Here is a 14,686-nt window from a genome sequence, read left to right on the forward strand (position 1 = left end):
CTTTTTCGTTTGCCCCCCGCTTACACCCGGTAAGCACTCACCTCCTGCTGCATGCCCGCCGCCACACGCTGCAGGCCGGTGGCAATGTTGGCCGCCTGGCCTGCCGCACTGCTATTGGCCTCGGCACCCTGCGCCACGGTTTCTACCTGCTGCGCAATGCTGTTGGTAGCCATGCTTTGTTCGCGGATCGCCTCGGAGATCTCTTGCACTACGCGGGCGCTGGCGTGCGCCCCGGCCAGTAGCTGGGCGATATTCTGCTGCGCCGAGCCGACCCCTTTCTGGCCACGCTCCACCTGGCCTACCGCCTGTTCCATGCGGCTGACCACATTGCCCGTCACCTGCTGGATGGCGGTAATGATCTTGCCGATTTCCTGTGTCGAGGCGGCGGTACGTTCGGCCAGCTTGCGCACTTCGTCGGCCACCACAGCAAAGCCGCGGCCGCTTTCGCCGGCGCGCGCCGCCTCGATGGCAGCGTTCAGCGCCAGCAGGTTGGTCTGCTCGGCCACATCGCGAATCACATTGACTACCGACTCGATGCTCTGGCTACGCTCGGCCAGCTGGCCGATCTCGTGCGCGGTATCCGACACCGTGCTGGCAATCACCTCGATGTCTGCCACCACCTGCCCGATAGCCTGTTGCCCCAGGCTGGCCTGGCCGGCACCTTCGGCCGACAGGCTATGCGCCTCGCGCGCGCGGTCGGCCACGTGGCTCAGGCTCACCGTCATCTGCTCGACCGCTGCCGCCATATGGGCAGAGGCATTGCTCTGCTGGGCCGAGCTGCCTGCCACGCTGCCAGAGGCCTGCTGCAGCTGCTGGGCGGTGGACGACACCTCGACAATACCGCGCGTCATGTCTTGCAGGCTGTGCTGCAGCTTGTCCAGCAGGGCATTGAAGGCGGTAGCCGTCACGCCGATTTCATCCTGCTGCGTGGCCGCTACACGGCGGGTAAAGTCCAGGTCGCTACTGATCACGGTCATGGCCTGCTGCATGCGGCGCAAGCCTTGCGAAATGGTGCGGCACAGCAGCGTGCCACCGGCTGCCATTGCCAGCAGCACCACGGCCAGCACCACCAGCAGCTGGGTCAGCGCGCTATGGGCCGCCTCGCTATTGGCGTGCTGCAGGTTCTCGGCCAGCTTGCGGTTGTACAGCACGTGCTCGTCCATGGCCGCTATCAATGCATTGCCACGGCCTTGCAGTGCGCGTTGTACGGCACCAACCTGGTCGCCATTGCGCGACATCGCCAGCGTATCGACCAGCCCGGCGCGATACTCGCGCAGGCGCTGCCTGGATTGCGCCAGCAGGCGCTTTTCTTCGGCATCCACCACCATGGGCTCGTAAGCCTGCAGCGACTTTTCCACCTCGTCCAGCCGCTTGCTGATGGCTTGCTCGGCAGCCTGCTTGCCAGCAGCGTCTGGCTGCGCCAGATGCTTCCACACTTCGTTGCGGGCAGCCCAGGTCTGGTTCTGCGTTTTGGCCAGCAGTTCTACGCTGGGCAGAATATTGCCGGTAAAGGCATCGAAACGCTGGTCAGCCTGGTTTAGCTTGATGACGCCAGCCAGGCCTACCAACACCACCACCACAGCACTACAGACAAAAGCCACGATCAGTTTTGAAACAATCTTCATGGAACAACCTTTGGAGATATCGACAGGAGAGAATGAAGCCGTGTTGTCACGCTCTTGGTTGGCGTGCTGTGATTCACCACAATGCAGCACAAAGGCATTGGCAACCGTTGCGCTCAAGAACAAAAGAATATATCACAAGCAAAAGTGTTCATTTTCCCGTGTCAAACCGGGTTTCCCCCGCCACGCTTGCCACCCCAATGCCCAGCCCGTAGAATGCGCAGCTTTCGCCGCCTGGCGGATTGTTTTTTGAATTCAATGCTTTAAGGGTGATGTGTGTCTGATATCGAGCGCCTGGATACCTGGGTGAAATACAAGAACGGGCTGTGCAGCGACTGCATGGCGTCCTGTTGCAGCATGCCGGTAGAAGTCAAGCTGCCCGACCTGGTACGCATGGGCATTGTGGACGAGTTCGAGCTGCAGGAGCCGGTAAAAAACATCGCCAAACGTCTGGAAAAACAGCGCATCATCCAGCATTTCAACTTCAAGTACGAGGTGTTCACCCTGAGCCGCCGCGCCAACGGCGACTGCATGTACCTGGACCAGAAAACGCGGCTGTGTACCATCTACGAACAGCGCCCCAATACCTGCCGCAACCACCCCAAGGTGGGCCCGCGCCCGGGCTACTGCGCCTACTCCAAGAACCCCAACCACGGCCGCCGGAGCACCTGATGAGCGACAAACCCGCCCCCAAAGACCCGCTGCAAGGCGTGACCCTGGAAGCGCTGCTGAACGAGCTGGTAGCCCACTATGGTTGGCCGCAGCTGGGCCGCCTGGTGAAAATACGCTGCTTCAACAGCGACCCCAGCATCAAGTCCAGCCTGACCTTCCTGCGCCGCACGCCGTGGGCACGCGCCGAGGTCGAGGCGCTGTACATCCAGCTGAAAACCCCGAAACCGGCGCGCCCGCCGCGTGCACAAGCCCGCCAGGGCGACGCCCCGCGCGTGCTGTTTGCCCGCAAGCCGGACGCCAGCTAGATACCCTGCTGGCCGGCACCATGCCACGCGCGGTCGGTGCCCGCCAGCGCCGGGTTGCCGTCTGCGCAAAGCAGATTGCCTTTTTCGCAAAGGCCCGCGATGGCTGGCAATGAAATACTGCGTTCTTGTTGCAAGTCATTCTCAGGAACGCACCATGATTATCCCCTTGCCCCGCTCCGCCCGCCTCGGGCTTTCCCTGCTGGCCTTGCTGGCTAGCCAGCACGCCGCCGCCGTGGTGGTAAAAGACATCGCCGGCCGCAGCGTCAACGTGCCGGACAAGGTAGAGCGCGTGCTGCTGGGCGAAGGGCGGCTGTTCTACGCGCTGTCGCTGCTGGAAGGCAAACAGCCACTGGCGCGCATTGCCGGCTGGCAGGGCGACTTCCGCATGCTGGACCCGCAAGGCTACGCCGAGTACCGCCAGCACTTTCCCGAGATCGACAAGATCCCGCTGATCGGCAAAACCAGCGAAGCCAGCATCAGCCCGGAAAAAGTGCTGACCCTGCGCCCGGACCTGGCCATTTTCAGCACCTCCGGCCACGGCCCCAGCCTGGACAACCCCATCGTGCAGCAGCTCACCCAGGCCGGCGTGGCGGTGATTTTTGTCGATTTCCGCGACAAACCGCTGGAACACACCGTGCCCAGCCTGCGCCTGATGGGCAAGGCGCTGGGGCGCAGCCAGCAGGCGGAAAGCTTCATCCGCTTCTATGAAGACAAGCGCAACACCATCCAGCGCCGCCTGGCGGCGGTACCGGCCGCGCAGCGCCCGCTAGTGTTTGCCGACGTGCGCGCCGGCACCATCGAGGCGCTCACCACCGCCGGCAAGGGCAGCTTTGGCGAGCTGGTGGAGCTGGCCGGCGGCCGCAACCTGGGCAGCGCGCTGCTGGACGCGCCGCTGGGCCAGGTGAACCCCGAACATGTGCTGGTGCAGAAGCCCACGCATTACTTTGCCTCCGGCGCGGCCGGCCCCGGCGACAAGACCGGCGTGAAGTTCGGCGCCGCCGTCAGCCGCGCCGACGCGCTGGCGTCGCTGGCCGCCATGGGCCAGCGCGAACAGCTCAAGGGCCTGCCTGCCGCGCGTGGCGGCAACACCTTTGCCGGCTGGCACATGTTCTACATCATGCCGCAGCACATCATCCTGGCCGAGGCGATGGCCAAGTGGCTGCACCCGGCGCAGTTCAAGGACGTAGACCCGGCGCGCAGCTGGCAGGACATGCACCAGCGCTTTGCCGCCTTCACGCCGGCCGGCACCTACTGGGTGGGCAGCCGATGAGGGCAGGGCAGGCAAGCCTGGCAGGACACGCACCGGCCTACCAGGCGCTGCAGTGGCAGCGCCTGCTGTGGCTGGCGCTCTGGGCCGGCGTCATCGTGCTGTCGCTGCTGGCCGACTTTACGCTAGGGCCGGCAGCACTGAGCCCGGGCGAGCTGTGGCAGGCGCTGTGGCACCAGGGCGACGCCACCAACCAGATCATCGTGTGGGACATCCGCCTGCCGTACGCGCTGATGGCGGTGCTGGTGGGCATGGCGCTGGGCCTGGCCGGCGCCGAAACGCAGACCGTGCTGCATAACCCGCTGGCCAGCCCGTTCACGCTGGGGCTGGACCAGGCGGCCGCGCTGGGCGCGTCGCTGGCCATCGTGCTGCAGGCCAGCCTGCCCGGCGTGAGCGGGCCGTGGATGGTGTCGGCCAACGCCTTCGTGTTTGCCATGGGCAGCGCGCTGCTGCTGGACGCGGTGGCGCGCCGCGCGCGGCTGTCCGGCAACGGCGTGGTGCTGCTGGGCATTGCCATGCTGTTCAGCTTCAACGCGCTGGTATCGCTGCTGCAGTTCGTGGCCAGCCCGGAGGCGCTGCAAAGCATGGTGTTCTGGACCATGGGCAGCCTGTCGCGCGCCAACTGGCCGGTACTGGGCCTGGTGGCCGCCGCGCTGCTGCTGGTGCTGCCGCTGTCGCTGCGCAGCGCCTGGCGCCTGACCGCGCTGCGGCTGGGCGAAGACCGGGCGCAGAGTTTCGGCATCGACGTGCGCCGCCTGCGCCTGGCCAGCCTGCTACGCGTTAGCCTGCTCACCGGCCTGGCGGTGGCCTTTGCCGGTACCATCGGCTTTATCGGCCTGATCGCCCCGCACATCGCCCGCCGCCTGTTCGGCGAAGATCACCGCTTTTACCTGCCAGCGTCGATGCTGATCGGCGGCGCGGTGCTGTCGTGGGCGTCGCTGGCGTCGAAAAACCTGCTGCCCGGCATCATCATCCCGGTAGGCGTGGTCACCGCGCTGGTGGGCATTCCCTTTTTCGTATCGGTGGTGTTCCGCCACGGAGAACGCGCATGAACGACGGCCTGTTACTGCAAGGCGTGGCCGCCAGCTACGGCCGCCGCCAGATCCTGGCCGACATCAGCTGCCCGCCGCTGCCGCGCGGCGAAGTGGCCGCCGTGCTCGGCCCCAACGGCTGTGGCAAGTCCACGCTGCTGAAAACACTGGCCGGCCTCTTGCCGCTGCACGGCAGCGTAACGCTGGATGGCCGCGCGCTGGGGGCGCTGCCGCTGGAAGCGCGCGCGCGCCACGTGGTGTACCTGCCGCAAAGCCTGCCACCGGCGCTGCACCTGCGGGTGGTGGAATCGGTGATGGTGGCGGCCAACGCCACCGGCCTGGGGCTGGCCAGCCGCCACGCCGCCGCCGACATCGACACCCTGCTGGCGCGGCTGGGCATTGCCGGGCTGGGCATGCGCTACCTGGACGAGCTGTCCGGTGGCCAGAAGCAGCTGGTGGGCCTGGCGCAGGCGCTGATCCGCCAGCCCGACGTGCTGCTGCTGGACGAGCCGCTGTCGGCACTGGACCTCAACCACCAGTGCCACGTGATGCAGCTGGTGGCCGAGGAAACCCGCCGCCGCCGCATGGTGACGCTGGTGGTGCTGCACGACCTCAACATTGCCCTGCACCACTGCCACCGTGCGCTATTACTGAAACACGGCGCCGTGCTGGCCTGCGGCCAACCTGCCAACGTGATTACCCCGGCCACGCTGGCCAGCGTCTACGGCGTGCAAAGCCGCGTCGAAGCCTGCTCGCGCGGCCGCCTCAATGTACTGATCGACGGCGTCCTCGCCTGAACCACCCTGCCCAGAACGCACCAGGAGCCCGCCATGAGCCGCCCCACCGACCGCCTGTACCACTTCGACACCCACGTGGTACGCGCCACCCAGCTCACCCCGCGCATGCGCCGCATCACGGTGAGCTGCCCCGAACTGGCCGTGTTCCACGTGGAAAACGGCCCCAATATCAAGCTGTACTTTCCGCTGCCGGACGGTAGCCGCGCCTCGCGCGCCTACACCGTGCGCCACTTCCGCCGCGACGCGCTGGAGCTGGACATCGACTTCCTGCTGCACGAGCCGGACGGCGCCGCCTCGCTGTGGGCGCGCCACGCCCAGCCCGGCGACCCGCTGGCGGTAATGGGCCCGCGTGCACCGCTGGATGTGGCCGGCGAACGACAAGTGCTGCTGCTGGCCGACCTGTGCGCGCTGCCCGCCGCCAGCGCACTGCTGGAAAGCCTGCCCGCCGATACCTGCGGCCACGCGCTGCTGGCGGTGCCGGCGGCCGACGAAATCATCGCGCTGCAGCACCCGGCCGGCGTCAACGTGCAATGGGTGGTGGCCGATGCCGTGGACGCCTTGCTGCCGGCGCTGGACGCGCTGCCGGCCAGCCAATGGCAAGACGCCTACCTGTGGGCAGCGGCCGAGTCCGGCGTGGTAAAAGCCATCCGCGCGCGCTTCATCGCCGCCGGCCGCGCCAGCCGCGCGCGTACCCGGCTGGTGGGCTACTGGAAGCAGGGCCTGGCCGAGCACGAGTACCACGACCTGCGCCACGTTGAAATGGACGAGGCTTGAAATCCGTCGCGGCCATCACCATGATGGGTTAGGGCCTGTTAACGCTATTTTTGATGCGGCGGCGCTTGTCAGGCGGCGGCAATGCACGAAAAACCGGGCGCAGCAGGGTGATCCCTGCCAGCACGGTTTGACAAAGCAGTGCCCCGCATGGCGCGCGCCCCGAAGGGCAGGCCCGATAAGCTTCCCACTGCGGCGTTGTCAGGCTTGCGCTGGGAACCACCCAGCGCATCGCCCTCCGCCTGGCATTGGAAAACTTCTCGAGCCTGCGCCGCAGCAATAAATAGTGTTAACAGGCCCTAGTCCATCGCCAGCCCGACCTGGCTGGCAATACGGCCCCCTTCGTTGAGGATACAAGATGAAACTGTTCTACTCCCCCGGTGCCTGCTCGCTGTCCCCGCACATTGCCCTGGCCGAAAGCGGCCTGCCGTACCAGTTCGAAAAAGTGAACCTGCGCGCCGAGCCACGCCTCACCGAAAGCGGCGCCGACTTCCGCGCCATCAACAGCAAGGGCTACGTACCGGCGCTGCAGCTGGATAACGGCGAGATCCTCACCGAAGGCCCGGCGCTGGTGCAGTACATTGCCGACCAGGCACCCGAGAAAAACCTGGCGCCGGCCAACGGCACGCTGGCACGCTACCGCCTGCAAGAAGCGCTGAACTTCATTTCCACCGAAGTACACAAGGGCTTCTCGCCGCTGTTCCACAGCCAGGACGAGGCGGTAAAAGACGCCGCCTGGCAGCGCCTGAGCACGCGCTTTGACGCGCTCAACGCCACGCTGGGCCAGCAAGACTACCTGCTGGGCGATAGCTACACCGTGGCCGACGGCTACCTGTTCGTGTGCCTGTCGTGGAGCAAATACCTTGGCCGCAGCCTGGACGCCTGGCCGGCACTGCAGGCCTTTAGCGCCCGCATCTTTGCCCGCCCGGCAGTACAGCAGGCGATGAAGGAAGAAGGCCTGCTGTAAGCGGCCAACTTGCCCGCTACCACCACGCCCTGCCTGTGCAGGGCGTTTTGCCTTGTACCCGCCCGATAAAGGACACCGCATGAGCACCCTCGTCAACGTAGACGGCCTGATCGCCGCCCAGCGCGAATTTGCCGCCGCCCGCCACTGGCAACCGTTTCACACCCCGCGCAACCTGATGCTGGCGCTCACCGGCGAAGTGGGCGAGCTGGCCGAGATCTTCCAGTGGAAGACCGACGCCGAGGCCGCCAATCTTGCGGCCAACCCGGCCGAGTACACCCACTTGCAGGAAGAGCTGGCCGACGTGCTGATGTATCTGGTGCGACTGGCCGATGTGACAGGCGTGGACCTGAACGCCGCCGTGGCCGACAAGCTGCAGAAGAACGCCCGCAAGTACCCGGCCGACGGCAGCCGCGCCCTGGGCTGAGCGCGCATTGTCAGGCGGGCGGCATGTATTGCACACTCGCGCCATCAGCCGGCACCCGACCGGCTACCAACACGAGTAAGCACACCATGACACGCCAACTGTTTGCCGCCAGCCTGCTGGCCGTTGCCGTTAGCAGCACCTGGGCCGCCCCGGTGAAGCTGCGCCTGCTGGAAACCAGCGACATCCACATGAACCTGGTGAACTACGACTACTACCAGGACAAAGCCACCGATGATTTTGGCCTGGCCAAGACCATCAGCCTGATCAAGACCGCACGCGCCGAAGCCAGAAACAGCGTGCTGATCGATAACGGCGACCTGCTGCAAGGCAGCCCGATGGGCGACCTGGTCGCCAAGGTGAAACCGCTGAAAAAGGGTGAAACCCACCCGGCCTACACCGTGATGAACGCGCTGCGCTACGACGCCGGCAATATCGGCAACCACGAGTTCAACTTCGGCCTGCCGTTCCTGAAGCAGGCGCTGCAAGGCGCCGCCTTCCCGTACGTGTCGGCCAACGTGACCGACGCCAAAACCGGCAAGCCGCTGCTACAGCCCTACACCCTGCTCAAGCGCAAGGTGCAGGACGAAGACGGCAAGACGCACACGCTGACCGTGGGCGTGATCGGCTTTGTGCCACCGCAAATCCTGATGTGGGATAAAGCCAACCTGGAAGGCCGCGTGCAGGCGCAGGACATCCTGGAAAGCGCCCGCCGCTACGTGCCGGAAATGAAGAAAAAAGGCGCCGACATCGTGGTGGCGGTAGCGCACTCCGGCTTCGAGAAGGGCGAACAGCCACGCTTTGCCGAAAACTCGGTCGCCGGCCTGGCCGAGGTGGCGGGCATTGACGCCATCCTGTTTGGCCACGCCCACGCCGAGTTTCCGTCCAAGGCGTTTGCCGACTACCCGAAAGTGAATATCGACAAGGGCACCATCAACGGTGTGGCCGCCACCATGCCCGGCCGCTGGGGCGACCACCTGGGCGTGATCGACCTGACGCTGGACAAGGTTGGCCGCAGCTGGAAAGTCATCGACCAGCAAGCCAGCCTGCGCCCGATCTTCGACAAGAAAGCCAAAAAACCTACCGTGGACGCCGACCCGATGGTGCGCGAGCTGATCGGCCACGTACACGACGACACGCTGAGCTACGTGCGCGGCCAGGTAGCGCAAAGCACGGCGCCGATCTACAGCTACTTTGCCCAGGTGGCTGACGACCCGTCGGTACAGATCGTGTCGCAAGCGCAGCTGTGGTACGTGCAAAACGCCGTGCGCGGCACCGAATACGAGAAGCTGCCGCTGCTGTCTGCCGCCGCGCCGTTCAAGGCCGGTGGCCGCCAGGGCTGGGGCTACTACACCGATATTCCGGCCGGCCCGCTGGCCATCAAGCACCTGGCCGACCTGTACATCTACCCCAACACCCTGAAAGTGGTGAAAGTAAAAGGCAGCGACGTGCGCGAATGGCTGGAACGCTCGGCCGGCCAGTTCAACCGCATCGACCCGCAAGGCCCGGCGGCGCAAGAGCTGATCAACCCCGACTTCCGCTCCTACAACTTCGACACCATCGATGGCGTCAGCTACGACATCGACGTGACGCAGCCCTCGCGCTACGACATGGACGGCAAGCTGGCCAACGCAGCCGCGCACCGCATCGTGAACCTGCGTTACGACGGCAAACCGCTGGACGATAGCCAGACCTTCCTGGTGGCCACCAACAACTACCGCGCCAGCGGCGGCGGCAACTTTGCCGGGCTTAACGGCAAGCAGATCGTCATCGATGCCCCGGACGAAAACCGCGAGGCGCTGGCGCGCTACCTGGCCAGCAAAGGCTCGGTCAACCCAAGCCGCGACAACAACTGGCGCATTTTGCCGGTGGCCGGTGTCGGCCTGCGCTTCAGCACGGGTAGCGGAGCCCGCTCCGTACTGGCTCGCCACCCGGAATTTACCCTGGTTAGCGATAACGGCGACGGTTCGCTCAGCATCGAGCTGATCAAATAGCAGTGTTGCATAAATGACAAAAGGCTGATCTATTGATCAGCCTTTTGTATAGAATTAGTTTAATATTTGTTAGTTTTCATTGCTAATTGCCATTTAATTTCAAACATAATTCATGACGATTTCAAGCAACTGTTAACCTATTTCTTTTTGTAGACAGCCACTTGAGCGGACATGACGCTATCTGACCACTCGCTTACCCCGCCAACAGGCCATCGCCATCCGGATGCCGCACGACTGCAGCAAATCCTGGATTTGCTGCCTCACCCCGTCATGCTGTTCCGGCCAGACCATACCGTGGAATACGCCAACGCCGAAGCGCGGCGCCAGTATGGCGAGCCACAACACGGGCCTTGCCACCAGTACATCCACGGCAGCAGCCAGCCTTGTGACGATGACAAACCCTGCCCGCGACAGCAGGTTATCGAGTGGCGCAAGCCTGTCACCAGCGAACAGACCTGTACCGACAGCTTTGGCCAGCAACGTTTTTTTGAAATTACCCTGGCGCCGCTGTTCAACGCCCAGGGCGAGCTGGATGGCCTGCTGGAAACCCACCACGATGTCACCACCCGGCGCCAGGAAGCGCAACGCCTGCAGCTGCTGCAAGGCCACCTGACCGAGCTGGCCCATCGCGACTCGCTGACCGGCCTGGCCAACCGCCGCTATCTGGAGCTAAAACTGGACACGCTGGCCAAAGACAACACAGCCCGGCTGTGCGCCTTGCTGTTTCTGGATCTGGACCGCTTCAAGGCCATTAATGACGTACACGGCCATGTGATTGGCGACCGCGTACTGTCTACCATGGCGGCGCGCCTGCGCGGCGTGGTACGCACCAGCGACCTGTTGATCCGCGTGGGCGGTGACGAGTTTGCCGTACTGCTGGAAAACACCAATGAAAGTGGTGCCCGTGCCGTGGCCAACAAGATCATCACCACGCTGGCCAGCCCGGTTGACGGGCTGAGCCTGCCCAACAGCGTCAGCGCTTCGGTGGGCATTACGCTGTTTACCAGCGGCAGCGTGATGCCGCGCGACATCCTGACCCAGGCCGATAGCGCCATGTACCGCGCCAAACGCCGTGGCGGCAACGACCGCGAGCTGATCCGGCTGTAAGCCGGCCACCAAGACAATGCGGCCAACCCTGGTAGCAGGGTTGGCCGCATTGTCTTGGCAAACGTGTCTGCGCACCTACAGGAAGCGCAGCGGGTTGACCTTCCACTTTGCCGGGTCTTCATGGCTGACAATCTTGTCGCCACCGCCAAAACCCAGCGGCTTGGCCAGGTTGACCAGCTCGGGGGTCTGGTACACGCCGCTACGGGTACTGAAAAAGGTCTTCACCGTGGGCTGTAGCAGGTTGCCTTCGTTCTGCTCTACTACCACGCCCAGCTTGCCAGACTCCAGCAACACCAGCGTACCCACCGGGTAAATGCCGACACAGCGCATGAAGGCCTGCACCAGCTTGGGGTCAAAATGGTACTTGCTCCACTCGTACAGCTTGCGCAGGCCATCAGTAGCCGACATGCCCTTGTGGTAGCAACGGTCGGCGGTAATGGCGTCGTACACATCGACAATGGCCGCCATTTTGGCCATGGTGGTAATTTGCTCGCCCGGCAGCTTGTGCGGGTAACCGCTGCCATCCACCCGTTCGTGGTGGTGCAGGGTGATATCCAGCGGAATCTCGCCGATACCCGGCGTTTTCAGCAGGATGGCGTGGCCGTCGCCGGGGTGGCGGCGGATGATGTCGAACTCTTCGTCAGTCAGCCGGCCCGGCTTGTTCAGGATCTCGTCCGGCACCAGCGCCTTGCCGGTATCGTGCAGCAGGCCACCCAGGCCGGCCTGGCGGATCGCCTCGCGGTCCATGCCTACCGAACGGCAAAAGGCAATCATCAGCGTACCTACGCTAACCGAATGCAAAAAAGTGTAATCGTCCTTGTTCTTGATGCGCAGCAGCGTGGTCAGCGCGCCGCCATTGCGCAGCACCGACTCGGTGATCGACTCGATCATCGGGTCCACCTGCTCCAGCTCCACCGCCTTGCCCAGGCGCGCATCCTGCATCACCGTTTTGACCAGTGTCTGCGCCTGTGTCTTGATGCGCGCGGCCCGGCCCATTTCATCGGCAAACGATACCTGGATGATGGGCGACGGCTCTTTGCTGGCAATCTCCAGCATCTCTTGCTGCAGCGTATCTTTCACTTCCTGTTCGGTACGGGCGTGCCGAACGTCCAGCCCCTTCTGGGTGTCGATATACACCTCATGGATGCCGGCCTCGACAATCTTGGCAATCTCGCTGTCTTGCTTCAGCAAAAAACTCTTGCGAAAGAAAGGGTGAGAAGCCCAGTCGCAATTCAGGTCATGCACGAACATGCCGACTTTAAGATCTGAGACGTCTATACACTTAATCATTTAATTACTGACAGCTATAAAAGGAAGGGGTGCCGTATAAAACGGATGAGCAAGGCTACAGGCATTAAACCGAAACGGACACCCGTGTTGTAGCAATTCATTATCGAAGCCATCCACACGCAATGCCAAGCCCCATTTACCAGCAAGCGTAAACCCGTTTTCCCCACTGCGGGGTCTGTTGTATTTCTTGTGCACCGCACCGCCAAACGCGGCACAGGTTTGATCATTTTCTATCCAATAGCCCCTGCCGGGCGTAATGTCTTTGATAAAAGCGTACGTAGAAATACTGATGGCGGGCTTCTATCCTTCAAGCGAAGCACCGCCCAGACTCAGCACAAGGAATGCAAAATGGGAAAAACAGCCAAGTGGGGACACCTGGGTAACCGCATCATTGTGGTGGCTGGCGTCGCCATCGCAGTAGGTTTCAGCAGCATGATCGGCCTGATCGCCAAGCAAAGCTACGACTCGGCCAAAGAACAAGGCTACCAGCTGGCATCCGAACAAGCCGGGCGTTTTGCCGATGCGGTAACGGGTGATCTCAGCCGTGGCTTTGCCACGCCCAAGCATCTGGCAGACGCGGTGGCAGGCATGCAGCGTGCCGGCCTGGTAGATCGCAAGGTCATCGACAACACCATTCTTAGCCTGCTGGACGCCGAACCCCAGGTCATCGGCATGTGGATGCTGTACGAACCCAATGCACTGGACGGCAAAGACGACGCCTTCCGCCTGGACTGGCCGCGGCACGACCCATCCGGCCGCTACAGCCCGTACATGACGCGCGGCGCCAACGGCAAATCGACACAAGACGTGATGATGTCCAAGGACCGGGTGGAAAAATTCCCGGAATGGAAAGACAAGCTCACCGAATACGTGCCCGACTACGACAAGCCGGGCTGGGGCGACTTCTACTATGTGCCCAAAACCCGCGGCCGCGACACCATTACCGAGCCCTTCTTTTACGAAGTACAGGGCAAACAGGTACTGGAAAGCTCGCTGGCAGTCGCCATCAAGGATGGTAGCGGCAAATTCATTGGCGTAGCCGCTGCCGACCTGGCACTGGACACGCTGCAGAAAAAATACGGCAGCGTCAAACTGTATGAAACCGGCTTTGTGCGCATGGTGTCCGAAGGCGGGCTGTACGTGGTGAACCCCGAGGCCGGCCTGGTGGGTAAACCGCTGGCCAAGGAAGACGTGCTGAGCGGCCACATCGAACAAGTGAAAAAAGGCGAAAGCTTTGTCTACGAGGACGGCGGCTTTACCCACTTTTTCTACCCGATCAAGGTAGGTGAAACCGGCCAGTTCTGGTCGGCCGGCGTCGCCATTCCCACTGCAGCCATTACCGAGTCGGCCGCCAGCCAGCGCAATGTAGCCATCGTCATTGGCGTGGTGGCCCTGGTCATCATCCTCTTGGTACTGGCTGCCGTCGTGCGTGCGCTGACCCGTCCGCTGAATACCCTGGCCAACACCATGGAGCAGCTGGCCAGCGGCAAGGGCGACCTGACCGTACGCATCAATGTGAGCAACCGCGATGAAATCGGCCACACCGCCGACGCCTTCAACCGCTTTATCGACAGCCTGCGCGAGATGTTCATCGACGTGCGCGAGCAGAGCCTGGCCGTGAGCCGCAGCGCCGGCCAGCTGGCCGACAGTGCCATCAAGGTGGAACAGGCCTCGGCACAACAATCCGACGCTGCCAGCGCCACCGCCGCCGGGGTAGAGGAGGTCACCGTCAGCGTACAGCACATCGCCAACTCGGCCAGCGACGCCGAAGGCATCGTGCGCGAAACCGGCCAGCTTACCGAAAAGAGCGTCGCCACCGTGGGCCAGGTTACCGACGAAATCCAGCGCATGACCAGCAGCATGCAGGCGCTGGCAGACCGCATGGGTGCACTGGGCGAGCGCTCGCAAGAGGTCAATACCATCGTCAACGTGATCAAGGACATTGCCGACCAGACCAACCTGCTGGCACTGAACGCCGCCATCGAAGCCGCCCGTGCCGGCGAACAGGGCCGCGGCTTTGCCGTGGTGGCCGACGAAGTACGCAACCTGGCCGGCCGCACCGCCGAAGCCACCGTACAGATCAGCCGCATCGTGAACGCCATCGGCAGCGAAACCAGCGACGCCGTGGCCGACGTGAAACACAGCCGCGATCTGGTGGCGGTGAGCGTAGACATTGCCCAGGCGGCCAACCAGGCCATGCAAACCGTGCAGCAAAAGAGCCACACCCTGGTGATGTCGATTGGCGACATTGCCTCGTCCACCCGCGAGCAATCCAGCGCCACCACCGAAATCGCCCAGAACGTGGAGCGCATCAGCAATATGGCGCATACCAACAGCGATATCGCACGCGAGGTGCGCAGCGAGGTAGAACAGCTGCGCGAGCTGTCTGGCAACCTGGAGCGGCTGGTGAGCAACTTCCGGCTGTAAGCGCAAGCAGCAGGG

General features: G+C 63.5%; 13 protein-coding genes. 11 read left to right on the forward strand and 2 right to left on the reverse strand.

The annotated features are described in order from the left end of the window. Nucleotides 1–20: 20 nt before the first annotated feature. A complete protein-coding gene (locus PQU95_RS01255) occupies nucleotides 21–1,625 on the reverse strand; it encodes a methyl-accepting chemotaxis protein (RefSeq protein ID WP_272750330.1) in 1,605 nt (534 codons plus the stop codon). Between the two features lie 273 nt (nucleotides 1,626–1,898). On the opposite strand from PQU95_RS01255, the gene PQU95_RS01260 reads away from it, so the two are divergent. The 10 genes from PQU95_RS01260 to PQU95_RS01305 all read left to right on the forward strand — a co-directional run bounded on the left by PQU95_RS01260 (nucleotide 1,899) and on the right by PQU95_RS01305 (nucleotide 10,954). Continuing rightward, a complete protein-coding gene (locus tag PQU95_RS01260; protein WP_272750331.1) occupies nucleotides 1,899–2,294 on the forward strand; it encodes a YkgJ family cysteine cluster protein in 396 nt (131 codons plus the stop codon). After that, nucleotides 2,294–2,599: a VF530 family protein gene (locus tag PQU95_RS01265; protein WP_272750332.1), complete on the forward strand. Its 306-nt coding sequence runs from the start codon at nucleotides 2,294–2,296 to the stop codon at nucleotides 2,597–2,599. Before PQU95_RS01260 ends, PQU95_RS01265 begins: the two co-directional genes overlap by 1 nt. A gap of 154 nt (nucleotides 2,600–2,753) precedes the next feature. Continuing rightward, entirely contained in the window at nucleotides 2,754–3,869 is a 1,116-nt protein-coding gene (locus PQU95_RS01270) for an ABC transporter substrate-binding protein (protein ID WP_272750333.1), read from the forward strand. Beyond that, nucleotides 3,866–4,918 carry a FecCD family ABC transporter permease gene (locus PQU95_RS01275; protein WP_272750334.1) on the forward strand — a complete coding sequence of 351 codons (1,053 nt, stop codon included), beginning with the start codon at nucleotides 3,866–3,868 and terminating at the stop codon, nucleotides 4,916–4,918. Before PQU95_RS01270 ends, PQU95_RS01275 begins: the two co-directional genes overlap by 4 nt. Continuing rightward, nucleotides 4,915–5,694: an ABC transporter ATP-binding protein gene (locus tag PQU95_RS01280; RefSeq protein WP_272750335.1), complete on the forward strand. Its 780-nt coding sequence runs from the start codon at nucleotides 4,915–4,917 to the stop codon at nucleotides 5,692–5,694. The genes PQU95_RS01275 and PQU95_RS01280 overlap by 4 nt, the downstream gene beginning before the upstream one ends. Nucleotides 5,695–5,727: 33 nt before the next feature. Next, nucleotides 5,728–6,468, forward strand: coding sequence for a siderophore-interacting protein (locus PQU95_RS01285; protein WP_272750336.1), 741 nt, complete (start codon nucleotides 5,728–5,730; stop codon nucleotides 6,466–6,468). 355 nt (nucleotides 6,469–6,823) lie between these two features. Beyond that, nucleotides 6,824–7,432, forward strand: a complete 609-nt coding sequence (gene gstA / locus PQU95_RS01290) for a glutathione transferase GstA (RefSeq protein WP_272750337.1) — start codon at nucleotides 6,824–6,826, stop codon at nucleotides 7,430–7,432. Between the two features lie 79 nt (nucleotides 7,433–7,511). Then, nucleotides 7,512–7,856 carry a nucleotide pyrophosphohydrolase gene (locus tag PQU95_RS01295; RefSeq protein ID WP_272750338.1) on the forward strand — a complete coding sequence of 115 codons (345 nt, stop codon included), beginning with the start codon at nucleotides 7,512–7,514 and terminating at the stop codon, nucleotides 7,854–7,856. An 86-nt stretch (nucleotides 7,857–7,942) separates the two neighbouring features. Next, a complete protein-coding gene (locus PQU95_RS01300; protein WP_272750339.1) occupies nucleotides 7,943–9,847 on the forward strand; it encodes a bifunctional 2',3'-cyclic-nucleotide 2'-phosphodiesterase/3'-nucleotidase in 1,905 nt (634 codons plus the stop codon). A 171-nt stretch (nucleotides 9,848–10,018) separates the two neighbouring features. Then, nucleotides 10,019–10,954: a sensor domain-containing diguanylate cyclase gene (locus tag PQU95_RS01305; protein WP_272750340.1), complete on the forward strand. Its 936-nt coding sequence runs from the start codon at nucleotides 10,019–10,021 to the stop codon at nucleotides 10,952–10,954. A gap of 75 nt (nucleotides 10,955–11,029) precedes the next feature. On the opposite strand, the gene PQU95_RS01310 is transcribed toward PQU95_RS01305, so the two are convergent. Then, nucleotides 11,030–12,244: an HD-GYP domain-containing protein gene (locus tag PQU95_RS01310; RefSeq protein ID WP_272750341.1), complete on the reverse strand. Its 1,215-nt coding sequence runs from the start codon at nucleotides 12,242–12,244 to the stop codon at nucleotides 11,030–11,032. Between the two features lie 348 nt (nucleotides 12,245–12,592). Between PQU95_RS01310 and PQU95_RS01315 the strand changes: the two genes are divergently transcribed. Continuing rightward, on the forward strand, nucleotides 12,593–14,671 hold the full coding sequence (locus PQU95_RS01315; RefSeq protein WP_272750342.1) for a methyl-accepting chemotaxis protein: 2,079 nt from the start codon (nucleotides 12,593–12,595) through the stop codon (nucleotides 14,669–14,671). Nucleotides 14,672–14,686: the final 15 nt, after the last annotated feature.

The organism is Vogesella aquatica, assembly GCF_028548455.1.
Lineage (GTDB): Bacteria > Pseudomonadota > Gammaproteobacteria > Burkholderiales > Chromobacteriaceae > Vogesella > Vogesella aquatica.